This is a genomic window from Saccharicrinis sp. 156 (assembly GCF_050589685.1).
Lineage (GTDB): Bacteria > Bacteroidota > Bacteroidia > Bacteroidales > Marinilabiliaceae > Saccharicrinis.
In genome coordinates this window covers 1-25633 of record NZ_JBNGOS010000040.1, presented here as the reverse complement: position 1 = coordinate 25633, position 25633 = coordinate 1, and the positions used below count along the sequence as shown (strand labels likewise).

The 25633-nt window shown below is 38.3% G+C and carries 23 protein-coding genes; 9 read left to right on the top strand and 14 right to left on the bottom strand.

The window, feature by feature from the left end; translation table 11 throughout:
• Positions 1–182 precede the first annotated feature (182 nt).
• Positions 183–758: an outer membrane beta-barrel protein gene (locus ACRD64_RS20670; protein ID WP_430935622.1), complete on the bottom strand. Its 576-nt coding sequence runs from the start codon at positions 756–758 to the stop codon at positions 183–185.
• A gap of 94 nt (positions 759–852) precedes the next feature.
• Entirely contained in the window at positions 853–2433 is a 1581-nt protein-coding gene (locus ACRD64_RS20665) for an ArnT family glycosyltransferase (RefSeq protein WP_430935620.1), read from the bottom strand.
• 298 nt (positions 2434–2731) lie between these two features.
• Between ACRD64_RS20665 and panB the strand changes: the two genes are divergently transcribed.
• Entirely contained in the window at positions 2732–3550 is an 819-nt protein-coding gene (panB, locus tag ACRD64_RS20660) for a 3-methyl-2-oxobutanoate hydroxymethyltransferase (protein ID WP_430935618.1), read from the top strand.
• Positions 3551–3626: 76 nt separating this feature from the next.
• Positions 3627–4304, top strand: a complete 678-nt coding sequence (locus ACRD64_RS20655; protein WP_430935616.1) for an RluA family pseudouridine synthase — start codon at positions 3627–3629, stop codon at positions 4302–4304.
• An 89-nt stretch (positions 4305–4393) separates the two neighbouring features.
• Here the strand turns inward: ACRD64_RS20655 and ACRD64_RS20650 are convergent, their stop codons facing one another.
• The gene (locus ACRD64_RS20650) at positions 4394–4876 is read right to left on the bottom strand and encodes a cytidine deaminase (protein WP_430935614.1); all 483 of its coding nucleotides are present in this window, start codon (positions 4874–4876) and stop codon (positions 4394–4396) included.
• Positions 4877–5060: 184 nt separating this feature from the next.
• Here ACRD64_RS20650 and ACRD64_RS20645 point away from each other — a divergent pair, with 184 nt between their 5' ends.
• A complete protein-coding gene (locus tag ACRD64_RS20645) occupies positions 5061–6008 on the top strand; it encodes a glucosaminidase domain-containing protein (protein WP_430935612.1) in 948 nt (315 codons plus the stop codon).
• Positions 6009–6363: 355 nt separating this feature from the next.
• On the opposite strand, the gene ACRD64_RS20640 is transcribed toward ACRD64_RS20645, so the two are convergent.
• The 6 genes from ACRD64_RS20640 to ACRD64_RS20615 all read right to left on the bottom strand — a co-directional run bounded on the left by ACRD64_RS20640 (position 6364) and on the right by ACRD64_RS20615 (position 11128).
• Positions 6364–7338, bottom strand: coding sequence for a T9SS type A sorting domain-containing protein (locus ACRD64_RS20640; protein ID WP_430935610.1), 975 nt, complete (start codon positions 7336–7338; stop codon positions 6364–6366).
• Positions 7339–7349: 11 nt separating this feature from the next.
• Positions 7350–7934: a phage tail protein gene (locus ACRD64_RS20635; RefSeq protein WP_430935608.1), complete on the bottom strand. Its 585-nt coding sequence runs from the start codon at positions 7932–7934 to the stop codon at positions 7350–7352.
• Between the two features lie 50 nt (positions 7935–7984).
• Positions 7985–8569, bottom strand: a complete 585-nt coding sequence (locus ACRD64_RS20630) for a phage tail protein (protein WP_430935606.1) — start codon at positions 8567–8569, stop codon at positions 7985–7987.
• A gap of 212 nt (positions 8570–8781) precedes the next feature.
• Positions 8782–9759, bottom strand: coding sequence for a methionyl-tRNA formyltransferase (gene fmt / locus ACRD64_RS20625; RefSeq protein WP_430935604.1), 978 nt, complete (start codon positions 9757–9759; stop codon positions 8782–8784).
• 128 nt (positions 9760–9887) lie between these two features.
• Positions 9888–10076, bottom strand: a complete 189-nt coding sequence (locus ACRD64_RS20620) for a DUF5522 domain-containing protein (RefSeq protein ID WP_430935602.1) — start codon at positions 10074–10076, stop codon at positions 9888–9890.
• Positions 10077–10141: 65 nt separating this feature from the next.
• The gene (locus tag ACRD64_RS20615) at positions 10142–11128 is read right to left on the bottom strand and encodes a dihydroorotate dehydrogenase-like protein (RefSeq protein ID WP_430935600.1); all 987 of its coding nucleotides are present in this window, start codon (positions 11126–11128) and stop codon (positions 10142–10144) included.
• Between the two features lie 107 nt (positions 11129–11235).
• Between ACRD64_RS20615 and ACRD64_RS20610 the strand changes: the two genes are divergently transcribed.
• A complete protein-coding gene (locus ACRD64_RS20610) occupies positions 11236–12306 on the top strand; it encodes an anhydro-N-acetylmuramic acid kinase (RefSeq protein ID WP_430935598.1) in 1071 nt (356 codons plus the stop codon).
• A 133-nt stretch (positions 12307–12439) separates the two neighbouring features.
• Here ACRD64_RS20610 and ACRD64_RS20605 read toward each other — a convergent pair whose 3' ends face one another.
• The 3 genes from ACRD64_RS20605 to ACRD64_RS20595 all read right to left on the bottom strand — a co-directional run bounded on the left by ACRD64_RS20605 (position 12440) and on the right by ACRD64_RS20595 (position 15843).
• A complete protein-coding gene (locus tag ACRD64_RS20605; RefSeq protein WP_430935596.1) occupies positions 12440–13678 on the bottom strand; it encodes a bifunctional 3,4-dihydroxy-2-butanone-4-phosphate synthase/GTP cyclohydrolase II in 1239 nt (412 codons plus the stop codon).
• 130 nt (positions 13679–13808) lie between these two features.
• Positions 13809–15332, bottom strand: coding sequence for an LptF/LptG family permease (locus ACRD64_RS20600; RefSeq protein ID WP_430935594.1), 1524 nt, complete (start codon positions 15330–15332; stop codon positions 13809–13811).
• A 121-nt stretch (positions 15333–15453) separates the two neighbouring features.
• The gene (locus ACRD64_RS20595; protein WP_430935592.1) at positions 15454–15843 is read right to left on the bottom strand and encodes an START-like domain-containing protein; all 390 of its coding nucleotides are present in this window, start codon (positions 15841–15843) and stop codon (positions 15454–15456) included.
• A 453-nt stretch (positions 15844–16296) separates the two neighbouring features.
• Between ACRD64_RS20595 and ACRD64_RS20590 the strand changes: the two genes are divergently transcribed.
• Together ACRD64_RS20590 and ACRD64_RS20585 are read left to right on the top strand one after the other, a co-directional pair.
• On the top strand, positions 16297–17091 hold the full coding sequence (locus tag ACRD64_RS20590) for a phosphatase PAP2 family protein (protein WP_430935590.1): 795 nt from the start codon (positions 16297–16299) through the stop codon (positions 17089–17091).
• A 357-nt stretch (positions 17092–17448) separates the two neighbouring features.
• Entirely contained in the window at positions 17449–18609 is a 1161-nt protein-coding gene (locus tag ACRD64_RS20585; protein WP_430935588.1) for an alkaline phosphatase, read from the top strand.
• Positions 18610–18731: 122 nt separating this feature from the next.
• Here ACRD64_RS20585 and ACRD64_RS20580 read toward each other — a convergent pair whose 3' ends face one another.
• Positions 18732–19097: a DUF6249 domain-containing protein gene (locus ACRD64_RS20580; RefSeq protein WP_430935586.1), complete on the bottom strand. Its 366-nt coding sequence runs from the start codon at positions 19095–19097 to the stop codon at positions 18732–18734.
• 112 nt (positions 19098–19209) lie between these two features.
• On the opposite strand from ACRD64_RS20580, the gene recQ reads away from it, so the two are divergent.
• A complete protein-coding gene (recQ, locus tag ACRD64_RS20575) occupies positions 19210–21327 on the top strand; it encodes a DNA helicase RecQ (RefSeq protein ID WP_430935584.1) in 2118 nt (705 codons plus the stop codon).
• Positions 21328–21350: 23 nt separating this feature from the next.
• Positions 21351–22415, top strand: coding sequence for a hypothetical protein (locus ACRD64_RS20570; protein ID WP_430935582.1), 1065 nt, complete (start codon positions 21351–21353; stop codon positions 22413–22415).
• A 3-nt stretch (positions 22416–22418) separates the two neighbouring features.
• Here ACRD64_RS20570 and ACRD64_RS20565 read toward each other — a convergent pair whose 3' ends face one another.
• Positions 22419–23933 carry a tetratricopeptide repeat protein gene (locus ACRD64_RS20565; RefSeq protein WP_430935580.1) on the bottom strand — a complete coding sequence of 505 codons (1515 nt, stop codon included), beginning with the start codon at positions 23931–23933 and terminating at the stop codon, positions 22419–22421.
• A gap of 266 nt (positions 23934–24199) precedes the next feature.
• Between ACRD64_RS20565 and ACRD64_RS20560 the strand changes: the two genes are divergently transcribed.
• On the top strand, positions 24200–25348 hold the full coding sequence (locus ACRD64_RS20560) for a helix-turn-helix domain-containing protein (RefSeq protein ID WP_430935578.1): 1149 nt from the start codon (positions 24200–24202) through the stop codon (positions 25346–25348).
• The last annotated feature ends 285 nt before the right edge of the window (positions 25349–25633 follow it).

Sequence of the window (25633 nt, the reverse complement as noted above, 5' to 3'; positions counted from 1 at the left end):
AAGAAACCCATACCAGACAATAATACCGGTATTTATCACTACATAACAACCTTCAGAACTCATCCCCAAAAATAATAAGCTAAAAGTTATAAAAATATTTTCGAATCTACACTATAGTATCAAGATCATCATGTTATGCCAGTTAATATAACTACGGGATATCTTTAAATTAACTTTCGTGCTTACAACCTCCAGTTTACACCAACGCTAAAGTAACTTACCCCAAAGCCAAGTTCGGCGAAGGCGCCAATATTCTTGTTGAAACCATATCGGATGCCCGCAAACAGATCGGTAGCCAACGTGGTATCATTATCTTTCACGTTGTTTTGTGTGTTGGGATTTGTGTATTTGGCCCTTTCGAACTTTAGTCCCAGAAAAGCACCGCCATAAACATCAATATTTCTCCATTCCTGACTTCCGGTCAAATCCACCATGTCAAAATGATAGACAGCTCTTGGACCAATTAAAGTTTGGCTATAGTCAACCGAAAAGGATGTGTTTAGAATACTGTTGTTGTATTCGCCACCGGCCATAGACAGTAATCCGCCAACGCCAATATAACCCATGCCAATTTTGTCGCTTAACCCATATTCATAGTGGATTGTAATAGCGGGGGACTGGGAAGTGTACATGTTGTCATTCATAGAAGGGACGCCAACAGCAATGCCAATGTCTTGTTGTTCAAAAGTTAATGGTTGGGCATTAATGGATATTGTAATTAAAAAGAAAGTAACTACTGAAATAATAATTGTCTTCATGATTTAATAATTAAAGTGTGTGTTGTTTAAATTCCAAGTTTTGCATAAAAATAAACGACCTAAATTAAAATTTATACATTTTTTAATGTGATTTTTATTCCTCTGTAACTTTATAAACTTTAATAGTATCAATTGGAGTGTGTAAAAGACACCATACAGGGTTTCTATTGCCAGAGGCATATAAGCCAGCATTGCTCACGTAAAAGAAAGTTTCTATTCCTGGCTGCTCATAGTATGCCAGAACAAGTTTTTTGGGAATAGAATCGGGAAGGGGGTATCTAGTCACCTGCGATGGGTAAATCAGATAATCGCCAGGTTTTAGTTTCGAATAATTAGCATCAAATTGTTTCAGTTTATTTTTATTGGCATACCATTGCCAACCCCAATGACCGGTATAGTATATGTTTTTATGCATAGGTAGTTGAAGTTTATTTTGTACAACTCGATAAAAATTAGCGAAATGCCAATCGGAAATACCAAGAGCAAGACCTAAAGCTACAGATGTTATAATTGAGATGTATTTGATGGCCTTTCCCGCATGTGTGAATAATGGATCCCCGAGAATAAGAAGGAAAGGTAATAGCAATAATATATGTCGCGTTGCCATAAAAGGAGCAAAAAGTACTAAAAACGTGCAGATGCTAATTGCATAGATAAATATGTCAGGATGAGGCGAGAGAACAGAGTTCTTATTTCTTGTTTTAATAAGCATTAATAAACGGCTATAGATAGGAGACAATGCTATCAGGCCATTTATACCAAAAAGAACCACTAAAACTATTTTTTGAAGTTGATATTTTATAGGAGAGTACAAAGACCATAGGATCCATACCAATCCGATTGCAATTACCGCATATAATTTATTGTCTGTATTTTTGAATGGCTTATAAGCTGAAATAAAAGCCAAGGAAAAAGGAGATATTGCACCGATGCATATCAAAAAAGAAGTTACTATTTTAGGATGAAAAGAATTGGCAGGTCGGTCTAGAATATGAACAGAACCATAATCGAAGTAATTAAAAAACGACCAGGTTAAAATAACAGATATAGGAATAAGAAATGCCAGAAGGTACTTATAGTCTTTTCGCAAGATTATTATTAAACCTAATGCGCCAAGAAAAGGTAATGTACTATATTTAATCATTATCCCTAAAGATAGAAGTATAGCACTGAACCAATAGTAATGTTTTTTATCTGGGTTTAGGGCTACTAAAGAATAGTAACAACTAAATAATATCAAGGACAAAATAGGAATGTCAGTCATTACATTCTGGTTCACGATTAAGGGAGTTGAAAGTCCAAATAATACGAGTAGGTAGTGTTTGTTTTTTACATTTAATGAGTTTATAATTTTGTTAAATGCTATTAAGCTAATTAAGACGAAAATAGACATTAGGATATGTAAACTTATTTCGGAGAAACCGAATATGTTGGTATAGATGGCTAACAAATAAAAAAATAAAGGGGGTTGATTAAAAGAATATAATGGACTTGAAGTTCCATACCAATTGATTAAGCCATGCATTGCTTTCTCGTGGTTTTGTTGAATAAGTTGAGCAGCTTCTAAATGAAAGGTATCATCGATATGGAAAGCTTTATTTATATTAAAAGCAGTTAGAACTATAAATATAAATATCAGTAGTAAAACACTGGTGTTTTTTTTATACGAAAACATAAAACTAAAGTAATAAAATCAATTTAGAACGGCAGAATCAACAAATGAACCCATTTTGAAAATAAAACCAAGGTATAAACTTACAATTTGCATATTCAATGGCAACATTACAACGAGTTTGTATGATATTTTAGTCTTAATAAGTAATAGAATTCTTTTTTTTAAAGGGTATAAAATTACCTTTTAAACGACGCAAAATACAATTTATTTATTTTAAGCGTAACTGTTTTCAAATTTCTTGCCAAGTGCAGCCAACAATTTATTAACTTTGCCGCGTCAAACACAAAAATCATTAATCATGTCGGTAGCGATGAATCGCCAAAGAAAGGTGACCACTCACGTGTTGAGTGAAATGAAGCACAATAAAGAAAAAATTGCCATGTTGACAGCCTATGACTTTTCATTGGCTAAAATTGTTGATCAGGCAGGAGTTGATGTTATTCTGGTGGGTGATTCAGCTTCGAATGTGATGGCTGGATGGGAGACTACATTGCCAATAACGTTAGATCAGATGATATATCATGGCGCTTCAGTAGTTCGTGGTGTAAACAGAGCATTGGTGGTAGTAGATATGCCTTTTGGTACCTATCAGGGTAATTCAAAGGAGGCCTTGTCGTCGGCTATTCGAATTATGAAGGAAACGGCAGCTGACACCGTTAAGTTGGAAGGTGGAGCCGAAGTGGTTGAATGTATCTCAAGAATATTGTCCGCTGGTATTCCTGTGATGGGCCATCTTGGATTGACACCACAATCTATTCATAAATTTGGCACTTATACCGTAAGAGCCAAACAGGAAGAAGAAGCTAAAAAACTGATTGAAGATGCACATTTGCTGCAAGAGGCCGGTTGTTATGCTATTGTGTTGGAGAAAATACCTGCGGATTTGGCCAGGAGGGTGGCAGATGAGCTGACGATTCCAATAATTGGTATTGGAGCGGGTAGTGGAGTAGATGGCCAAGTACTGGTATTACATGATATGCTGGGCATCAACCAGGAGTTTTCACCACGATTTTTGCGCAGATACCATAACTTGTTTGCCGAGATCAGCGGAGCTGTAGGTAACTATATAGAGGACGTTAAATCCGTAGACTTCCCCAACGAACGGGAACAATATTAATTACAGTCATCAGCAAATGGTTATCAGTGAACAATGAAACTGCTAACTGCTAACTGCTAACTGCTAACTGAAAAAAATGGAAATACTTTTTGAAGACAATCATATTATTGCCGTTAATAAATCGAACGCTGAAATAGTTCAGGGTGATAAAACCGGCGACGAGGCCTTATCGGATAAGGTGAAGGCCTATGTTAAAAATAAATACAATAAACCAGGTGATGTATATTTGGGTGTGGTGCACCGTATCGACCGTCCGGTAAGTGGTGTAGTGCTTTTTGCCCGTACCAGCAAAGCGGCAACCCGTTTAAGTAAGATGTTTCTTGAAAAACAGATTAAGAAAACCTATTGGGCCATTGTTAAAAACCTGCCGGAACAAGATTCGGGAAAGTTGACCCATCATTTGATCAAGAATCAGGAGAAAAACCGTTCCAGTGCCTATGATACGCCTCGTAAGAATTCTAAAGAAGCGGTGTTAAATTATAAACTGATTTCCAGTTCGGCCAATTATCATATGTTGGAAATTGATTTGGAAACAGGGAGGCATCATCAAATCCGTTGTCAACTGGCAAAGATCGGTTGTCCCATAAAAGGCGATTTAAAATATGGTGCGCCTCGCTCCAACAAGGGTGGAGGCATTAATCTTCATGCCCGAAGAATAGAATTCGAACACCCCGTAAAAAAAGAGCTTGTGGTTATTGAAGCTCCCGTCCCCAAAGAAGATCCGCTTTGGCGGGAATTTGAGAATGTTGTTTAACAGTTATCAGTCTCCGGTTCAAAGTCATTCGCTATTGGGTATCATTTACCAGCTACGACAGTCAACAGCAGACTAAAAACTACCTACTGTTATTCCAAATCTTTCCCGTTAAAATATAAAGGCATCATATCTTTGGCAGAATCCACTACCCATATTTCAGAACTGCTATCTAAAATGGTCTTAATGCTGTTGTGGAAACGGGTTTCGGTTTCTAACATCACTTGGCGGCATGAACCGCAGGGGGAGAGAGGGGTGGATACCAGATTCCCTTTTTTTATGGCAGTCACGGCCATGGATTTTACGGCCACATCGGGGTATTGGGCATTCGCCCAAAAAATAGCCGTTCGTTCGGCACAAATACCTGATGGATAGGCTGCGTTTTCTTGGTTGTTGCCGGTGACAACTTCTCCATTTTCGAGCAATAGAGCTGCACCTACTTTAAAGTTTGAATAAGGAGAATATGAATTTTCAGCTGCCTCTCTGGCTTTGTTTAAAAGTTCAATTTCTTCGTCGGGGAGTTCTTGAATATTGTTGTATTGCTTAATTTTTGTAACGATTTTTAAAAGCTTCATATTTTTCTATTTGTTTCAAAAGTAGTATTAATGCAACATAATCACAATTTTACGTTTTAATTATTGGAATGATTGTTGAAATCGGTAATAACAGATTTGGGATAATTCAACTGAATAAAGAAAGTCTTGAAACTGAATCATCAATTTTTTTATATTTGTCGTTAACTCACAATTAAAGATTACAATGAAAAATATGCTTCGTTTGTCACTATTCATAGTGTTCTTTGCAAGTTCGGTAGTTCTATTAGCACAAAGCAAAAGTCGTGTACAATATATCCAAGAATATCACGAACTGGCCATAAAAGAAATGAACCGTGTGGGAATTCCCGCCAGTATAACCTTGGCACAAGGGATGCTGGAGTCGGGAAACGGTAATTCCACTTTGGCCCGTAAATCCAATAATCACTTTGGCATCAAATGCCATAACGATTGGAGCGGCAGAAAAGTTTACCACGATGACGACCGCAAAGGGGAGTGTTTTAGAAAGTACAAAAACGTTTATCAGTCCTATATCGACCATTCTGATTTTTTAACGGGGAAAAAACGTTATGCTTCGTTGTTCGACTTAAAAACTACCGATTACAAAGGCTGGGCAAAAGGACTTAAAAAGGCAGGATACGCCACCGACCCCAAATATGCGCACCGATTAATCGATATTATTGAGGAAAACGACCTGCACCAATTTGATAAGGGGGGGACATTTGTGCGGAACTGGGGTGGTAGCGACAAATCCATTTTAAAGACTTCATCGGACGATGATTTTACCATAGATGCCTTCGGTGCTCATCAGGTTAAACTTAATAATGGTGTTAAATATGTGACCGTACAGGATGGGGACACTTTTGAAAAAATAAGTCGTGAATTTGGGTTGAAAAGCTGGGAGTTATACACCTATAACGACCTGCCGGAAGATGCACATATTTCGGAGTTCAAATATATTTATGTGCAACCTAAACGAAACAAAGCTCATCGAAAACATAGTTTTCATAAAGTTAAAGAGGGCGAAACGTTGCAATACATCTCCAATAAATATGGTGTGAAGTTAAACCGACTTAATCGTTATAACGAACTGTCGGAGGGGGATAAAATAGAAACAGGACAGTATATTCAGCTTAGAAAACGAAAAAAATAGCGCTGCAAAAAATCACCAACCGGGGGATTTCGTTTTTCAAACATTATTCCCAGCGCACACCTGTATTTTTCCCAAAGGAAACCTTACGCATGGTTCCCATTAGAAAATGTAAGGTTGAGGGAAGGCCATAAAACAAAAAATGTAAATTGTAGCTAATAAGCCTAAACATAAAAGCAAAAGATATTTGAGTATTCTGAATATCTTTTGCTTTTATGTTTAGCGTGTATTCTATATGTCAACTTTATACATTGAAACCATAATATGTATACCTCTTAATCTGAATTTAGCTGTTAAAGCCATTCATAAAATAGCATTAAAAGGTTCTACTGCCATAAAATACCCTATCCTCATATCTTTAATGCTGTATAATCAGCTTTTTAGAAAGGTCGCTACGAGGATTTTGAAGTTTTAAGATATACATACCATTGGGTAAATCCGCTATATTTATTCTGTAATCTCCCCGATAGGCCGGATAAATAAATTGTTTTACCTGCATACCGGTACTATTATAGATAAATCCTTGCAAATCCGTATTGGTAATCACTTTCAATGTTAAATCAGTGGAAGCAGGGAGAGGGTATATCCCCATGTCCTCAATGGAAATTAGTTCAGCTACAGTAGGTTCGTCAACCGTAAAACTGCAAGGAAATGGATCCTGTGCAAAAGGAGTCGAATTGTCGGTGTCCCAATTTTCAACGTTATTAATCACTACCAGTAACTCCTCTTTGGTTCCCATTGTTTTTGCACAAGTGTACATGGCGTTGTCATTTTCCACAAAAGAAAAACCATGATAAACATGAACAGCATCTACACCTATGGTCAGGTTAGGAGGTAAATCGGAAGTAGAATTAGAGTAAGAATGTTCGTCAAATGAATCCTGGGGTTTATCTATCCAGTTCTGATTATAATTTATCCCTGCAATAAATCTGGGATTGGATTTCTCACCCTGATAAGCCAGTATCTGGTCTCCCGCTACCGACAAGGTCATTTTATCACCGGTAATTACACCATTGGAGGCTTCAGGTAACTGAACCCCATTGTAGGTTTTAACCCGGATTACTTCCCCTGCCAATACTTCCGATGAGGCAGTCCAGGTAAAATGACTTTCGGGATATTCACTGTTAAATTCTCCGGTGGCTGTCCAGCCGTTGTCTGTAAAGTTTATTTTGGTATCTGTAACTACATTATTGAGCAGAACAAAAGAAAAATCATCCGTGCTACCATCGCTGTTTATCGCGATAAACGCGATATCTCCTTCTTCCAGGATTGTTTGAGTATGGCTAACCATTGTGATTAGAAAGGTCACCATTATAAAAAATATTTTTTTCATAGCTTACCATTTTAGTTTCGGGAAGGGTAAATACCAGTTAATGCGATGATATAATTCACCGTAATATAGGGCTGCACATTATTCACAGCCTGGTTTGCGCCCGTATTCCCAATTGATACGTTTGGAGCGCCCCCATTGGCATTTTGATTGGTAGAGTACATATTCTCTCCCGAAACCGCCGGATATGTACCTGTCGGGTCATCCGAATTGGCTTCATCATCATATACGTGATTAACAATGGATACACTATGAGAATGGGACGGGAGCTGCGTTATGTTAAGGGTGTTGTTTTCTGTGCCGCTCTTTTCTCCCAATACTCTCCGGCTTAATCCCGGACCCTGACCAGGGTGCATTGGCACTCTGCTGCGCAGGTCGGGCAAAGCAAAGGTAGTTCTTCCATCTCCTCCGTAGGTGGTTCCTAAGATAGAGAACAGTGCGCTATTATTGGCTATTGATAACAACTGACCATCACAAAAGGCCCAGCCTCTTGGTTCGTAATTTCCGGCAAACATCCTTACCTCTCCAATAAAAGGTTCCTGTGCCATAATACCAGTCGAAGTAATTAATAAGCATACAATAAGTATATGTTTTTTCATGTTCTTAAGCTTTTAATTGAAAAATGTTTTTAAGTACAATGGAGAATCTCCTAGTTTCGTGGGGGAAATAAGCCATATAAACATATGATGTAATTAATACAGGTATAGGGTTGCATATTGTTGATGGCTTGATTGCCACCGGTATTTCCGATCTGAACAACAGGGCCGGCCGCTTCTGCATTATGATGTGTAGAATACATGTTCTCACCCGACATAGCCGGATATTTCCCGGTAGGATCATCGGAATCGGCTTCCATGTTGTAAACCGGGTTAGTTACGGCAAGGGCATGCGTATGGTTTGGCATTTGGTTCACCGTCAGTGTCTCGGTTTCTGTTCCTCCTTTTTGTCCTAGTGTCCTGGGAGATAGTCCGGGGCCATTCCCTTCATGCACTGCCAGGCGACCTCTTAAATCGGGTAAGGCAAAAGTGGTTCTTCCATCGCCTCCATACGTGGTTCCTAAAATGGAGAACAAAGACTGGTTTTGATTAATAAGTAAAAGTTGTCCATCGCACAAGGCCCAGTTCCTGGGTGCAAAATTACCGGCGAACATTTTTATTTCACCCAAATAACCTTCCTGCGCGTAAGCGCATGTAGCGAAAACAAAAAGTGTAACTAGTGTAAAAAGCTTTCTCATAACAAATTGGTTTTTGTAATTAATCGATATCTTCTAATAAGATAACATCCTATAAACCATTTTGTCAATTTTTATTAGCCTCTAATCAAGATTCTTTTTATGAATGCATTAAAAATGATGACGAGCAATTTAAAATAAATCATAGTATAATAGCCTAAGAAATTACGAATTAAGGAGTTGTTCGGGCATAAGCACAATAATATCTTGAGTTGTCAGAAAGCAATCTGGCAATGATCCAATTCTTTAAATCCGTTTAAAAACTCTTTAGCTGTCATGCGCTTTTTGCCGGCTAATTGAAGTATATGTATTTTTAAGGTTCCTCCATTGCCCGAAATCTCGATGGTGGATTTTCCATCGGTAATGATGGTGCCAATTGGTTTCAGGTTGTCTTCCTTAATTTCAGTTTCAAATATCTTAAGGCCGAGTTTTTTGCCATTTGTGTTTATAATTTCCGTCCAGGCGGCAGGGTAGGGGCTGAGTCCTCTTATTTTGTTGTGTACTTGCTCCAAAGGTTGTGACCAATCAATTTTACAGTCCTCTTTAAATATTTTGGGTGCCGGATTTAACACTGTGTTCTTGCCAATCAGGTCATCCTGTGTTTTAGTTTCAACGGTGCCTTTACGAATTTTGTCAACCGTTTCCAATACCAGCTCAGCCCCCAGTACCATCATCTTATCGTGAACCGATCCTGCTGTGTCTTCGTCAGTTATGGGCATCTTTTTTTGGTCGATGATATTGCCGGTATCAATTTCGTGCTGAAGGAAGAAGGTAGTTACACCTGTTTCCTTGTCGCCATTCATTACCGCCCAGTTGATAGGGGCGGCACCACGGTACTGTGGTAATAACGACCCGTGAAGATTGAATGTGCCCAAACGTGGCATATTCCATACTACTTCCGGCAGCATCCTAAAGGCCACAATTACTTGTAAATCGGCTTTTAAAGCCCGCAGCTCCTCCAGGAAGGATTCCGCTCTCAGTTTTTCTGGCTGTAATACGGGTATGTTATGCTGCATCGCATAGTCCTTGACCGGTGAAGTTTTGATCTTCTGCCCTCTTCCTGCCGGTTTATCAGGTACCGTGATGACACCTACCACATTATATTGGTTCTCCACAAGAATCCTCAGGCTTTCAACCGCAAATTCGGGGGTGCCCATAAAAACGATACGTAAATCTTCTTTATTTATTGACATGTTCTGATTTGGTTTTTAGCTATTGATGATTGGCTGTTAGTAGTTTGCTGTATTAGTTGTTCCTTGTTGAATACCAGAGGCATTCATCTTTTATGCATTCATCGTTCCGACTTTATACCTATCTACATTTACTCCAACGAAGTATTTCCTTTTTGATGTTTGGGGTGATAAGGACAGTACTTGCATCCGTTACCGCAGCAATAACCCCGTTCTGACAGATATTTTTTTGTCATTATCCTAAAACCGCGTGGGTCCATCATAAAATCCACACCTTCCTTTAAAGGCTTTTGCGGATAGTAGTCATCGATATAATCCATTCTCTGTTTTTTGCAAAGATAGAAAAATAGATAAAAGCCACGATCCATTGGCTCATTGCCAACGATTATTTCTCCGAAAAATGTTTCATGAACTGAATTCTAAGGTATCCAGCTGGGTTTATTGCTTTTGACTGACTAAGCATTCCTTTTATTTGTTCAATTGTGCTAAAATCCTTTTTCATCATCCAGGTTTTTAAGTCGTTTAGCATTAACTGGATATGCGCAAAACCGTTTTTGTAGAGTGTAGAAGCAACCTGAACGGTTGAAGCTCCGGCCAGGAGCATTTTTATTAAGGTATTGCCATCGTGAATGCCCGTTGATGCGGATAAATCGCACTCTACACGATCGCTCATAATGGCAATCCATCTCAGCGGCATAATATAATCCGTTGGAGAGCTGAATTTATTGGCCGGGACAATGTCAAAGGAGTCAATATCAATATCGGGAGAATAAAACCTGTTGAAAAGGACGATACCATCCACACCTGCGTTGGAAAATCGAGTGAGCATCGCTGCCAGATTAGAGAAGTAATTACTTATTTTAATGGAGATAGGTATAGAGACTTCCTTTTTAACCGCATTAATGATCTCGAAATATACTTTTTCGTTTTCAGCACTTGTCGATTCAGGATCCGAAGGTAAGATGGATATGTTAAGTTCCAGTCCATCGGCACCGGCATCTTCAAGAGACTTAGCGAAGTAAGGCCAATTGTGAGCAGTGAGGCAATTGATACTGGCAATAACCGGTATTTGTGTGTTTTGCTTGCAATCCGTAATAAGCTTTAAATATTGGGTTAACGTATCTTCCACATCATACGACTCATAAAACTCCATGGTTTCGGGATACAAATAATTTTCTGAGTGCATCTTGTTTAACTCATGCTCCATTTCAGTAACAATCTCCTCTTCAAACAATGATTTCAACACTACGGCTCCGGCACCATGCTTTTCTAGTTCGATAATGTCATGTAACGAATTGGTTAATCCCGAAGCAGCGGCTATTATAGGGCTTTTGAGTTTAAGTCCCATATAAGAGGTAGATAAATCTAGCATAATAGTATATTTGAATAGTTTAATAAGATATCCTAATTTAAACATTATTTTATAGATGAAGCAAGATTAAAGTCATCTATTTGAATTCGTAAATCGTTTTATAGTTTATGGACAATAAAAACACATATAAGGCAGTTGGATTAATGAGTGGAACTTCGCTTGATGGTTTGGATTTGGTTTTAAGTGAATTTGTGCGTTCCCGGAATGTATGGGATTTTAAGATTCTAAAGGGGAAAACGGTTGAATATTCCGGAAAGATGATAGAGGATTTGTCCCGTGCGCAGCGTTTAAGCGCATACGACTTTGTTGAACTGCACCGACGGTATGGCCAATATATGGGGCAAGAAGTGGCCAAATTTGTTTCCGATGAGATAGGGATCGATTTTGTGGCATCGCATGGGCATACGGTTTTTCACGAACCCGGGAAAAATGTTACATTCCAGATTGGTTGTGGAGCTCAGATTGCGGCAGGGAGCGGTTTAAATGTTGTTTCCGATTTTAGAACCCTGGATATCGCGTTTGGGGGACAAGGTGCTCCTTTGGTTCCCATGGGCGATAGACTTTTGTTTGGACATTACGGGGCTTGTGTTAATCTTGGTGGTTTCGCTAACATATCGTACGAAGATAAGGACAACCGTATTGCGTTTGATATTTGTCCGGTTAATATTGTGCTCAACGATTTGGTAAATAATGGGTTCGGACATGCATATGACAAAGGAGGAGAGCTTGGAGCCCAAGGGAAAATGAATGAAAGTATGTTGGATGAATTAAACAAGCTCAACTATTATCAGGTTTCCGAGCCAAAGTCATTAGCCAGGGAATGGGTGGAGGAGGTTTTTAACCCTGTTTTAAATAAGTATGAACACATTAATGCAAAGGATAAATTGGCGACATGCTACTTTCATTTTGCGCAACAGATAGCCCATGTCCTAAACAAAAATAAGATTGGAAGCGCCCTTTTTACCGGAGGTGGCACGTTCAATACGTATCTGATGAAACTAATTTCCGGTTTTGCGGAAACCGAGCTAGTAATTCCAGACAAACAAGTCGTTGATTTTAAGGAAGCTCTGATTTTTGCATTCCTGGGTGTTTTGAGAATGGAAGAACAAGTAAACTGTTTGTCGTCAGTTACCGGAGCTCGCCAAGATAATATTGGAGGAAGTGTGTTTATCCTTTAAACCCGGATTATATTAGAGGTACGTATTTTGTTTTGTAAAACTTTCTGATTTATATCTCATAAAAAAAGACAAGGTTCTCGATTGGAGAAGCTTGTCTTTTTTTAATTCGTTTAAATCGCCTTAGCGGTTGTAACTATATTTTTTTTTCGTACTTGAAAAATTCCAGGTTATGTCCCATTTTTTCCTTTTTGGTTTTCATATAAAACTCGTTATAAGGATTGGGTTTTACTTCAATGGGTATGTTTTCAACTACTTCAAGCCCGTAACCTTGCAGTCCAATACGCTTAATCGGGTTGTTGCTCATCAATCTCATTTTGCACACGCCCAGTTCCCTTAATATTTGTGCGCCAACACCATAGTCTCTTTCGTCGGCTTCAAATCCCAGTTCAACATTTGCATCAACGGTATCCATGCCTTCTTCCTGAAGTTTGTAGGCTTTTATCTTGTTCATTAAGCCTATTCCTCGTCCTTCCTGGTTCATATATACGATAACACCTTTCCCTTCGCTCTCAATGGCTTCCATAGCTTTGTGCAACTGCTCACCGCATTCACATCGTTTCGAATGGAAAATATCTCCTGTAGCACACGAGGAGTGTACTCGAACTAAAATTGGTTCGTCAGCTTCCCATTCTCCTTTTATCAAGGCCATATGTTCCAGTCCATTGGATTTTTGTTTAAAGGGTATAAATTGGAAGTCGCCGTATTCAGTGGGCATATTTACCTGAACACCTTTTATGACCAAACTTTCTTTTTTAAGTCTATAGGCAATCAGATCCTTAATGGTAATCAGTTTCAGATTAAATTTTTTGGCTATCTCCACAAGTTCGGGAAGTCGGGCCATGGTGCCGTCCTCGTTCATTATCTCCACCAAAACGGCAACAGGCGAAAGGCCTGCCAACCTGGCAAGATCCACTGCCGCTTCGGTATGTCCAGCTCTTCGCAGAACTCCTCTTTCTTTGGCTTTTAAAGGGAATATGTGTCCGGGTCTACCCAGGTCTTCAGGCTGAGTTTTTTTGTCGCACAGGGCTAAAATGGTTTTGGCTCTATCCGATGCGGAGATGCCCGTTGTACACCCATGTCCGTTAAGATCAACCGAAACAGTGAAAGGAGTAGCATGAAGTGCGGTATTTTTGCCTACCATCAATTCCAAATCCAGTTCTTGGCAACGTTTTTCCGTAATTGGGGTACAAATCAAACCCCGGCCATGTGTTGCCATAAAGTTTACCTTTTCAGGTGTCATCAACTCGCCGGCGGCAATAAAATCTCCCTCATTCTCTCTGTCTTCATCGTCGATAACAATGATAAGCTCTCCTTTTTTGATGGCATCAATGGCCTCTTCAATCGTGTTTAATTGATATGTTTTATCGCTCATGGCAACAATAATATTTTATAGTATAGTGTTTTTTAGGCTCGCAAAGGTAATTAAATATTTTACGCTCAACAATGAAATAACTCACTCCCTTTTACCCAAATAATTATCCGGGATTGTTGAAGGGCGCGTCTTAGTTGATTCCGGCCTTCTTCTTTTTGAAACGTGAAAACAACTTTTGGAAAAAGATAGTGTAAGCATCTGCGTTTAAAATAGCTGAATCCGAGGCTGCTTTGTAGGTTAGGAAAACACCAATAGGAAACAAAACAACCGATGATAACCACATTCCCATATGTGGCGGCCATACTTCTTCTTTGCTTACTTTTAAACCGAAAGTGTCGATGATGTAATAAATAATAAAAAACACCACGGAGATCACTACCGGCATTCCGAGTCCGCCTTTGCGAATGATAGCACCCAACGGGGCACCGATAAAAAAGAAAATAAAGCAGGCAAACGACAGGGTAAACTTTCGGTGCCACTCTATTTTGTGACGAACCAGGTGGTAGTCTACTTTATCAATATTGATCAATTGCTCGTCTATTTGTCCTTTGGTGTCGCGGGCCCGCCTTAGCGCATTTTCAAGTGTCATCACCTTCTTCTGTGCGTCAAAGCTCTCAAATACACTGTCTATATTCGCAATCGCAAACTCGTCTATTTTTCTTTCCCTAAATGTTTCCATCAACGTTGAATCCATTTTAGCTTTTTCTTCAATGGCTTGCCTTGCTTTCCGGTTCATCGATTTGTTTTGGCTAAAGTAATTACTTTGTACGCGAGGTTTTAACTTTTCAATAATACTATCCCTTTCTTGTTGCAGCGTATCGGAGTCGTTGGCCAATTGTTTAAGGTTTTTCATCCTGTTGTGGTTTTTAAAAAGACCTTCGTCGTAACGGTTAAAGTCCATCCCTTGCATCGGAATAAGGGCTACTTGCTTTTTAAAATAGTCCACTCTGAACTGTTGCCGGTCCTTTTTTCGGATGCTTCTTTTTTGGCGGTCTGCCTTTTCATCATACGTTACGCCGTCCCAAAGTGTCAGTTTTAACGATTTCTTATCGCTTGAAAACTCCAACATTCCAGAATCTGCAATAGTCACATTGCTGTTTTTGGCAAGCTTGTTTCTATGGTCGTAAATCATAATGTCGTATAGCATCTCATCGGTCTTCGACTTCTTTTCTATTTTAATGCTGAAATCCGTAAGTCCGTTGTAAAATACTTTTTCTTTAATGTCAAACTCCGGGCTAGCTTGCCGGACCGACCATAAAAGGCTATATAGCTTTAGGTTGGCTACGGGTAACACGTTGTTAGAGAATTTGAAAGCACCTAAGCATACAATAACGGTCAAGATGACTAATGGTGCCATTATACGTGGCAACGAAATGCCTGCCGATTTAAGTGCCGTTAGCTCATAGTTTTCGCCTAAATTCCCAAACGACATTAACGAAGCTAAAAGTATGGCAAGCGGCAGGGCCATTGGTACCACCTGAAGAGAAGCATAGAATATGAGTTCTGCAAGCACGTTAAGTTCTAATCCTTTGCCTACCAAATCATCAACATATCGCCACAAAAATTGCATCACCAATATAAAAAGCGAAATAAAAAAGGTCATGACGAGTGGGCTCAAATAGCTTTTTAAGATGAATATATGCAGTCGCTTCATGTTTCTGTATTACTTTTTTTGCTGTCGGTATGCATGAATAATGCCAAAAAAAATGCATCCTTGGAACCGGCAAATTCCAAGAATGCAAAGTTAATTTAATATTTTAATGTACGCCAAAAAATTAAACAGAGCCTAAGCCATGTTTAAGCTGGTCTATCTGTTGGTTCCATAACTCAACAGAATCTTCCTTTTCGTCATTCTCGATGAAATCGGTTACCACAAGAGCCGTTTCCCCGGTCAATTCATCCACATTGATGCTGAATTCAAAATAGGTGTCTTCCTCTTCGTCATCCAACCAGTGAAACCTAATGTACTTGTTATCCTTCTTAGAAATTAATTTGGCTTCTTGTTCAGATTGATCCCAGATAAAAGTATATTTTTCTCCTTTTACATTTACGTCATCCGCAAACCATTCCGAAAGGCCACTTGGTGTCGACAATCGGTTGAACAAGATGGAAGGTGAAGTTCTAATAATAAATTCAAGCTCAATTTTTTCTTTTAGTTCTGCCATTGCAAAAAATTATTGTATAGGTTTAATGTACCGCGTACAATATAATATATTTAACGCTATTTATGAAACTAGTGTGAAGCTTGATTATTTCCCAAATTAATTTTCACCCTATTTTCCTTGCTCCTGCTTTACGCTTTTTTTGTTGTAGCTTAGGCTTCCAACATAGCGGGACAGGCTATGTCCGGGTAACTTGCCTTGGATAAAGATTATTTATTATCAAAATTCTAGTTCATAGAATTATAGCACTCTTGATACTTACTTTTAATTAAATATAAATGCTGCAAGTCTGTCGTTTCTGTTTTTTTGTAATTGATTTAAATGATATGTAAATGTTCCTGTTTGATCGTACAAGGAAGTTATAATTCAATTACGGCATAAAAAACGTAACTGTCAATAGTAATTGATAATTAATTGGCCGATTCCATTACTTTTGTGGTCAAAAGTACAAAACTGATGCGTTTTAATAATAGAAAAACCCTAAGGTGGGTATTTGCATGTTCAACATGTTCCCTAATTCTGGTTGCAACAACATTTATATTGCCAATAGAGGATATTGCCGTTTTTCAGAATAGTTGGGTCTTTTTTTGGATATTTATAACCAATACAGGCGGAATTATTGGGATTTCACTTTTGCTGCTTATGTTCTCTATTGTACTTGTTTGGAATAAAGAGTTAAATAACAAATTATTAAAAGTTGTTCGATGGTTTCTGCTTTTATCGTTTGTTGTAGGAGGGACTGCATTGGTGAATGAGTTTTTATTAAAAGAACAGTTGAAAATATATCGACCAAGCATTTTATTGCTTGAAAGAGAAATAGGACTAAATGCTGAATTTTTCTATGCACAAGAAAATAAAAGTAGAAGAAGGGAATATTTAAACAGGTACTTATCGGAAAATAATATAACGGAGATTGAAATTGACGGGAAAAAAGTAAATAACAATACCCTAAAAGTATGGATTAAAGAGGCTGGTTATTCTTTTCCTTCAGGTCATTCGGTATCCGCTTTTCTGTTAGCAACTTTGTTAGGATATTTGCTTATAATTCGTTTGACCACCAAATATAAGTGGTGGATTATATTATTGTTTTTTTGGGCTGTAACTATAGCGAGTTCGAGGGTCATTCTCGGTGTTCATAGTCCCGTTGATGTTTTTTTGGGAGCTTTGTGGGGAAGCGTAATAGGATATGCTATAATATTGTCGAATATTTTTAAAAGGTGGTTTTCAGTGGATGAGACCCCTATGAAATAGGGTATAAAAAAAGGACAGATTGAAAAATCTGTCCTTTACCCTTAATTCAGCTAACTAAATCCAAGTTTTATGAAAAATCCCTGTTGCAAATATGTGGAATAATGTGCGATATAATTCGATGTTTTCTGTTAACATTGGTTAAACAATGTTATTTAGTCATCGGGTATTCCTAATTGTTTTGAAAAAAAGGTTTGAATGGCTTTTCCATAATTTAACGTTTAATTCAAATTTAGGTGAAGAGTCATTAATCAGATGAACCAAGTGTAATCTGGTGGGTTATTGATGAGGAAAAGTTTTATTAACTTGCCAGGGATTAATAATATTATATAAAAACAAACAAATAACTTATCAAAAGTAATGAAAAATATAGCATTTAGAGTTCTCGCATTGATATGCTTATTGCCTTTGGCTAACGTATATGCGCAAGAGAATTATAAGGAGAAGGATTCAAAATATACGTATCAGAATGAGGGCTTTTATGAGGTTAAGATTTATTCGGAGGACCAATTGAAGTTTAAAAAACACCCCAGAAATATCATCCTGTTAATAGGAGATGGGATGGGGGTATCGCAGGTTTTTTCCGGTATTACCGCCAACAAGGGTAAGCTTCATTTGCAAAATATGAAAGCCATAGGTTTTGCAAAAACACAAAGCTCATCCCATTATATTACCGATTCTGCCGCAGGTGGTACGGCTTTGTCATGCGGAAAAAAAACATATAATGGTGCCATTGGTGTTGACCCAGATAAAAAACCACTGGAAACTATTTTGGAAATTGCGGAAAAGAATGATAAAGCAACAGGGTTGGTTTCCACTTCAGCGATCACACATGCTACACCGGCATCTTTTATTGCCCATCAGCCGCAACGGAATATGTACGAAGAGATTGCTGCAGATTTCCTTAAAACCGATATTGATGTGTTTATTGGAGGTGGCGAAACATTTTTTAAAGAGCGTAAAGATGGCAGGGATTTAACTAATGAATTGAAAGGCAATGGGTACAAGGTATTTAATAATTTGAAGGATGCCAAATCAACAAAGTCCGGCAAATTAGCGGTACTTACCGCACCGGAACACAACGAAAAGTTCTCGCAAAGAGGGGCAATGCTGCAGGAGGCAACGGATAAATCATTGGAGATTTTGTCGCAGGATAAAGATGGTTTCTTTTTGATGGTGGAAGGCTCTCAGATTGATTGGGGTGGACATCAGAACAACACTTCGTATGTGGTGGGCGAAATGCTGGATTTTGACAAGATGATTGGAGATGTGCTTGAATTTGCCGTGAAGGACAGGGAGACACTGGTGATTGTAACCGCTGATCACGAAACCGGGGGCATTGCTTTGTTGGACAGCGATATTGCAAAAGGTTTTGTTAAGGCAGGTTTTGCTACTGGAGGTCATACTGGGGTAATGGTTCCGGTTTTTGCGTTTGGTCCGGGGGCACGGGAATTTATGGGTATCTACGAAAACACGGCCATCTTCGATAAGATGTTGAAATTGTTCCGATTCAAAAATTAAAAAAAAACTAAGGATGGCATCTTTATAAGTGCACTATATATAAAGATGCTATCCTTAGATTTCACCATCTTAAATGGTATTATTACCCCGAAATTGTTATTGTAAAAGGACGTTTTTCGGGTTTACAATATCTTCTTTTCCTTTTTGTTTTTCTCGTCAAGCTTATTTTGCAATAAGTAATAGGCCAATAAGCTAATTCCGCCCAGGATAAATACCGGAGACAGATAAGCTACCGCTTCTTCCATATTGGTGTTGTGGGCCAGATAGTCTCCAACCAATAATCCCAGTCCAACACCTATAAATAATATTCCAAATTTTAAAGCTTGACTTATCAAAGGTTTTTTATCTCCCTCATTAAATATCGATGCTTCTTTTCCTGCCGCAATAAGCGAGGTTCTCTCTATTCTTCTGTTCTTGTAATAAGAAGTCATTATTATCATTGTAAAAATACAAATGAATAACACGATGGGTACTAATATTCCTTCCATGATATATGTAATATTGAGTTGCTTTTTTGTTTCTATTATTTTAGACTACCACTTTAAATTATCGGTTACAACTTTTTGAAAAAAGGTTATTAAAATTGAATACTTTTGTGCAATGGCAATAGAACAAGCAAAAGAAATACTTAAAAGTGTTTTTGGTTACGGTAGTTTTCGGCCCATGCAGCAAAAGGTAATTGAGGCGGCTCTAAATAAAAAGGACTGTTTGGTTTTGATGCCCACCGGCGGAGGTAAGTCAATATGTTTTCAAATACCGGCACTTACATTACCCGGTGTAACCATAGTTGTGTCTCCACTTATCGCGTTAATGAAAGACCAGGTTGAAGCCTTAAAAGTGAATGGGGTTGGTGCAGAATTCTTAAATAGTTCATTGTCGGAGGAGGAGCAATCAGGAATCATTAATAAGCTGCAGGAAGGAAAAATTAAACTGCTCTATGTTTCTCCGGAAAAAATGAATTCGGAGCGTTTTTATTATACGATGCTGCAAATAGATATCAATCTGATAGCGATTGATGAAGCGCATTGTATTTCGTCGTGGGGACACGATTTTAGACCGGATTATAAAAAGCTGGGATATTTAAAAAAGCAATTTAAGGATGTGCCGATAATGGCCCTGACAGCCACAGCTGATCCGTTGATACAGAGTGACATAGCAATACAGCTAAAGCTTAATAACCCGAAGGTATTCAAAGATTCGTTTAGTCGACCTAATATTTTTATTGAAGCGCGACCTGCTTATAAACGTAAGGAAGTGATTTTAGATTTTGTTCAAGGTCGAGAAGATGAATCAGGCATAGTGTATTGTTTGAGTAAGAAAAATACTGAGGATTTGTCCCGGTTTTTGCGGAAAAATGGCATAGCTTCAGGTTTTTACCATGCCGGGATGGAGGCTTCGGTCAGAAACAGAGTACAAAATGATTTTATTAATGACAGGATCAAGGTAGTTTGTGCAACCATAGCCTTTGGAATGGGTATTGATAAATCGAATGTGCGTTGGGTGATTCATCATAATCTGCCCAAGAATATTGAAGGTTATTACCAGGAAATTGGTCGAAGCGGGCGTGATGGTATGCCAGCTCATGCTTTGCTGTTTTATGGCATACAGGATTATAAAATTCTTTCAGGCTTCAATGATGAATCGGAACGTAAAGTAGTATTAAATGCCCGATTGGATAGGATGTTGCATTTTGCGGAATCCAACCATTGCAGAAGAAAGCTATTACTCAATTATTTTGGAGAATGGACCACAGAAAACTGCGGGGAATGTGATAATTGTAAGGGTAATCCCATCTTGTTTAATGGTACTATATTGGCCCAAAAGGCTTTGTCGGCAGTGGCCCGTCTACAGGGGAAAATTCCCAAAGAATTGTTGGCTCAGGTTATGACGGGAAACAGAACACCAGATATTGTTGCCGGAAAATTCGATGCTATTAAAACCTTTGGTGCCGGAGCTGATACTTCAGAGGATGATTGGAATCGGGTTGTTAATCAGTTGATAAGTCTAGGATATATAAAAGTAGAATACCAATTGGGTAGTATTCTTACACTGACTCCCTTGAGTAAGCAGGTACTTTTTGAGGGAGCAAGCATCATGTTGCATAAGTTGGATGAGAAAATTAAAAGGGCAAAACCTGCGGAGACAGTTAAGCGAGTTGCTCCATCAAAATCATTTAATCAGGAAAAAGGATTATTTGAACGGTTGCGACAGTTAAGACGAAAGATGGCTGTGGAGCAGGGTGTTCCTCCGTATATTTTATTTTCAGATGCTACTTTGGCTGAGATGGTGGAAAACAGGCCAACCAATGAGTGGGAAATGAAAGAAATTTCGGGAGTTGGAAATACCAAATGGGACAGGTATGGGCAGGTATTCGTAGATGAAATTAAAGGTTATTTAAAGGATACAGGCAATAAACCAAAACCAGCATATCTCAAATCATTTGAATTATATCAGCAAGGCCTTTCCCCTGAAATGATTGCTGCTCAAACAGGGAATAATGTTATCACTGTATATTCTCATTTAGCCATCTTATACGAAAAAGGAGAACCGGTTGATATTGCGCAATACGTAATGCCTTACGAATTGGTAGAAGTTGAGAAAACCTTAAAGCATCTTCCCAATGCTAGCTTACAAGAGGTTTATGAAGCAACCCAAAAACAAATTCCTCATCATGTCATTCGACTGGCAATGACTTTGTTAAAGGTAAATAAGCAATAATTTTATAACCAAATATTCCAATTATGATTCAACAATACAAAGTCTATATTGATCCCAGTTCAAAAATTCTTTATTCTTCATATTACATTAAAGGTCTATACGATTGTTTTGGAAAAAAGCATGTTACATTCTCGAGTAAACCATTTATAGGATTGAAAAAAAGGAAAGATAACGAGTTGTTTGATCATTTCATGGCTTTTGTAATTGCATGGGGTGGAACAGAATATAAGTTTATTGTAGACTTTTGGGATAAAACTTTAATAGATGAGTACGCTTACCATTGGTGCGACGCTTATGCCAAAATAAATGTATCAAAAGAATCCGTTTTTAAAAAGGATAAATTAGTGCCAATTCCACCTGGGTTTGGGATTAAAATCTGGAACAAGAAGGATAGTTTAATTCATTGTTTGAAAAACTATTTTATCAGTAAAAGAGACCCGCATATTAAGTTTAGCCGGCATTGGGAAGACTATATGGATCAATATGAAAGGCCTGCCATAAAAGCCTACGAAAACAATGATAGTGACATCTTAAATAAGAAACCATATATATTTATGATTGGGAGATTGTGGCCACATGTGAACTGCATAAAAACCACAAACCCTTTGCGAAGGGAGTTTATTAGGGTTTGTAAAAAATTAGATGTTGAATTTGAAGGAGGATTGTTTGCAAATAGTAACCATCCGGAATATGAGGCATATAAGGATGTTTCGTTTACATCAAAAGTGGATGTGCAAACATACGTTCGTAATACCAAAAAATCAATTTTAGTTTTTAATACGCCTGCTGTTCATGATTGTCACGGCTGGAAATTAGCGGAATATTTTGCAATGGGGAAAGCCATTGTTTCCACAAAATTGTCCAATTATATTCCACTTGACAATGATGCTGCCTTGCCTATTCATGAAGTCAGTACTGTTGATAATATAGAATCGGATGTAAAACTGTTAATTGAAGATGCAGCGTATAGAAATGATTTAAAGAATAGAGCAAGAAAATATTATAACAATGTAGCTAAGCCCAGCAAAGTAATCGAGGTTTTGGTTAAAAAGGTAATTCCAGGCTTTCAACATTATGCACGATCTTAACCTTTATTCCGTCACTTTAATGGTGGGCTTTTCCAGGGTGACATCAAAAGCAAAGTCTTTGTCGTCCATCTCTCCAGCCGTAGAGAATTTAACTTTTTGATTCAGGTATCCTTCTGCAGCCACTAAAAATACATAGTCAGTGTCTGGTTTTAGCTTGACCTTAAAGGTGCCATCCGAAGGTGTATTGATTTTCATCGTAGTACCATCACTACCAATCAGTCTTAAATAGGCCCCTGCAACAATTTCCTGATTGACATTGGTTATGGTTCCGTTAAGCGTAAAATGCAGTTTGGGTAAAACAAAGCTATACAGGTTATCAATTCCTTTTGAACTACCTCGTGATGAAGAAAAAATACCTTCTTCTAGTTTACCCTTAAAAACAATTCCGAAATCGTCGGAGTTACTATTTACCGGACTTCCCATATTGCTTACGATCCATTCTTTTTCTTCATCAGGAACAGCTTTGAAAATGTCCTGGCCGCCAAAACCTATGTGTGTGTCGGAGCTAAAATATAAAATTCCATCTTCCCTAACATAAGGGAACATCTCGTCTCCTTTGGTGTTAATGGCCGAACCCAGATTCTCAGGTTCTCCCCATGCACCGTCCTTTGTCTTGTGTGTTCTCCAAATATCCTTGCCTCCATAGCCACCTTCCCTGTCGCTCGCAAAATATAATGTTTCACCTGCCGGATCTATCGCCGGATGGGCAACCACCATACTGTCTTCGCCGATTACAATGACCTCTGGTTCTGCCCATTTTCCGCCACTGCGGGTACAATAGACTATCTCGGCACCTATGGGTTGCTCATTGTCAAACCGGCAGCGAGTATAGTATAATGTTTTCCCATCCGGACTAACATTGGGGGCACCGTCGTCATAGGCGGGGTTGTTGATCGGTTCTTCAAAGGCTTCCGGATCGGTCCATTCACCTTTGCTGTTAATTTTTGAGTAGTAAATAGATGATGTTCCCTGGCCTGTAATCCTGTTTTTTTTTCTTTTTTTAGCTTCTGTACGCATGGAGGAAAATATTACATAATCATAGGATTTACCCGCATATGCCGGTGAAAAATCACTGAATTTACTATTTAGGTCTTTAATTTTTTCAACGATATAGCGGTTGTCTTTGGGTTCTTTTTGCATCATCATGCACGAAGCCAGTCCTTTTTGCGCCCGAATATCTGCAGGTACCTTTTCAAGGTATGCCTCATATTCGGGAATAGCTTTTTCCAGTTTTCCTGCCTTGCGATAACACTCGGCCATATAAAGCTGGGCTTCCCTAACCGGATATTGATACCTGACAGCTTTGGAATAGGCAGAGGCCGCTTTGGTGGGTTTGTTTGTTATGCGGTAGCATTCGCCCATAAAGTAGGAGTATTCTCCCTTATTGTATTTGTTTTTTTCACCGGAATAGGCGCGTTTGTACAATTCTGCAGCTTTGGTATATTCTCCAATCTCAAAAGCTTTTTGAGCCTGAGTGATTTTTTTACCTCCGGAACAGCCTATGACTAGAACGGACATGATTATTGTAATATATACTATCTGGTATGTTGATTTTCTCATGTAGCTAAATGGTAATAAGCTGTAAAAATAGCTTAAAATAGTTTGCAATAAAAACGTAAAATACAATGGTTTATTTTGTGTATGCCACTTGTATTAAAATGAATGGATAGGCAAAGACGTAAACGAACTGATAATTAAAACTATATTTAAAATATTTTATCATTTGGTATGCTGTGTATCTAATTCAAGAAAACTATATTTGCACAGGATCGAAGTGCTAGTTCATGTCGTATATTTATATAGTTTGTTTTACGCTTATACTTTTCTTTTCATTTTCTCTGATCTCAAAGGCTAAAAAGACCTTATCGGAAAAGATATTTGTGGGTTGGATTTTTCTTTTAGCAATAACGGAATTGTCATTTTTTATCAATGCGCTTGGAATGGCAGGGGATTATTCCTTGTTGTTTTCGTTGGTATGTGATTCTCATGTGTTGCATGGAGGTTTCTATTATTTTTATGTGCAAAGCTTTACCGATAAGCAATTTAGGATGAAGGGAATTCATGTTTTTCATTTGCTTCCTTTTGCATTGATGTTTGGTTTAAAGTACTATTTTAATGAGGTACTCGGTGTGATGGATTGTTACGGTGTTGGATGTATACATGCTGGCAATAGATATATCGATCTGCTTACCTTCCTTAAGTTTGGAATATTGGGCGCCTATCTTTTTGCAGGGTGGCATCTGGTTCATGACCGGGTTCATCATAACCGTGGCGAAGATCGGCTGGAAAAAATACGATCAAACTGGATTGATAATATTACCGTCGGTATATTTATCATATATTCGTTTTCTGCTTCCTATAAGGTATTGGACAGATTGGAATTTAATTTCCTGGGCAGCGCCATCAATGCCATCAATATTATGGTTACCTTTTTTATTCTGATTTTTTTATATATGGGCAATAGCTATGCCTATATTTTTGTTTCCCCGTATCAAGGGAAGGGCATTGACCTGGATGCTGTTTCAAAAAATAAAGATGAACAGGCGAATGAAATGGCTGAGGAAGAGCCTGTAAAAGTTGATGTGGTGGATCTTGATCGGAAGTTTAACCTGATAGAGGCATATCTTAAAAGGGAGAAGCCTTACTTGAAAGGGCAAATGACCATCCGTCAACTCTCCGATAACATTGGTATTCCACAAAACGAAATATCTTATATCATTCAGCAAAAAATAGATAAGTATTATTGTGACTATATGAATGCTTTTCGTGTGGAAGCACTGAAAGAAAAATTAGATAGTCCTAAGTTGAACGAATTTACAGTCCTTTCGCTAGGTTTAGAATGTGGCTTTGCTTCAAAAACCAGTCTGAATAGAATATTTAAACAGCATACCAGTGTTACCCCTTCCGAATATCGTTCCAATAAGAATGCTTAGGCATGTGCATTGCAACTAGTGGATAATCCCGTTTGAACCGGACTGCCTGCTCCATATACCTGTTATATTCGTTTTCTTAAAGTTTAATAACTAGCCCTTGATTTCAGTCGAGGAATAAACGAGTTAAAAATTATGGCTTTAGCTTAAACCCGGATTATGTACTGGGGGTTCGTCATGAGCATTGCAAGTACGATAAAACAAGGCATTAAAACGAGGCATCACTTGTCCCGATTACTTTCCATAGCCGTTAACTTTAGCCATTAAAAATTAAATTAATTATTTCTG

Excerpts from the sequence above, each read along its gene's own strand:
- ACRD64_RS20630 (WP_430935606.1), bottom strand. The coding sequence starts at position 8,569 with ATGAGAAAGCTTTTTACACTAGTTACACTTTTTGTTTTCGCTACATGC.
- ACRD64_RS20615 (WP_430935600.1), bottom strand. The coding sequence starts at position 11,128 with ATGCTAGATTTATCTACCTCTTATATGGGACTTAAACTCAAAAGCCCT.
- ACRD64_RS20560 (WP_430935578.1), top strand. The coding sequence starts at position 24,200 with ATGTCGTATATTTATATAGTTTGTTTTACGCTTATACTTTTCTTTTCA.
- ACRD64_RS20645 (WP_430935612.1), top strand. The coding sequence starts at position 5,061 with ATGAAAAATATGCTTCGTTTGTCACTATTCATAGTGTTCTTTGCAAGT.
- ACRD64_RS20620 (WP_430935602.1), bottom strand. The coding sequence starts at position 10,076 with ATGGATTATATCGATGACTACTATCCGCAAAAGCCTTTAAAGGAAGGT.
- ACRD64_RS20610 (WP_430935598.1), top strand. The coding sequence starts at position 11,236 with ATGGACAATAAAAACACATATAAGGCAGTTGGATTAATGAGTGGAACT.
- ACRD64_RS20590 (WP_430935590.1), top strand. The coding sequence starts at position 16,297 with ATGCGTTTTAATAATAGAAAAACCCTAAGGTGGGTATTTGCATGTTCA.
- ACRD64_RS20670 (WP_430935622.1), bottom strand. The coding sequence starts at position 758 with ATGAAGACAATTATTATTTCAGTAGTTACTTTCTTTTTAATTACAATA.
- ACRD64_RS20640 (WP_430935610.1), bottom strand. The coding sequence starts at position 7,338 with ATGAAAAAAATATTTTTTATAATGGTGACCTTTCTAATCACAATGGTT.
- ACRD64_RS20655 (WP_430935616.1), top strand. The coding sequence starts at position 3,627 with ATGGAAATACTTTTTGAAGACAATCATATTATTGCCGTTAATAAATCG.
- ACRD64_RS20570 (WP_430935582.1), top strand. The coding sequence starts at position 21,351 with ATGATTCAACAATACAAAGTCTATATTGATCCCAGTTCAAAAATTCTT.
- fmt (WP_430935604.1), bottom strand. The coding sequence starts at position 9,759 with ATGTCAATAAATAAAGAAGATTTACGTATCGTTTTTATGGGCACCCCC.
- ACRD64_RS20665 (WP_430935620.1), bottom strand. The coding sequence starts at position 2,433 with ATGTTTTCGTATAAAAAAAACACCAGTGTTTTACTACTGATATTTATA.
- panB (WP_430935618.1), top strand. The coding sequence starts at position 2,732 with ATGTCGGTAGCGATGAATCGCCAAAGAAAGGTGACCACTCACGTGTTG.
- ACRD64_RS20650 (WP_430935614.1), bottom strand. The coding sequence starts at position 4,876 with ATGAAGCTTTTAAAAATCGTTACAAAAATTAAGCAATACAACAATATT.
- ACRD64_RS20605 (WP_430935596.1), bottom strand. The coding sequence starts at position 13,678 with ATGAGCGATAAAACATATCAATTAAACACGATTGAAGAGGCCATTGAT.
- ACRD64_RS20580 (WP_430935586.1), bottom strand. The coding sequence starts at position 19,097 with ATGGAAGGAATATTAGTACCCATCGTGTTATTCATTTGTATTTTTACA.
- ACRD64_RS20595 (WP_430935592.1), bottom strand. The coding sequence starts at position 15,843 with ATGGCAGAACTAAAAGAAAAAATTGAGCTTGAATTTATTATTAGAACT.
- ACRD64_RS20600 (WP_430935594.1), bottom strand. The coding sequence starts at position 15,332 with ATGAAGCGACTGCATATATTCATCTTAAAAAGCTATTTGAGCCCACTC.
- ACRD64_RS20565 (WP_430935580.1), bottom strand. The coding sequence starts at position 23,933 with ATGTCCGTTCTAGTCATAGGCTGTTCCGGAGGTAAAAAAATCACTCAG.
- ACRD64_RS20635 (WP_430935608.1), bottom strand. The coding sequence starts at position 7,934 with ATGAAAAAACATATACTTATTGTATGCTTATTAATTACTTCGACTGGT.
- recQ (WP_430935584.1), top strand. The coding sequence starts at position 19,210 with ATGGCAATAGAACAAGCAAAAGAAATACTTAAAAGTGTTTTTGGTTAC.
- ACRD64_RS20585 (WP_430935588.1), top strand. The coding sequence starts at position 17,449 with ATGAAAAATATAGCATTTAGAGTTCTCGCATTGATATGCTTATTGCCT.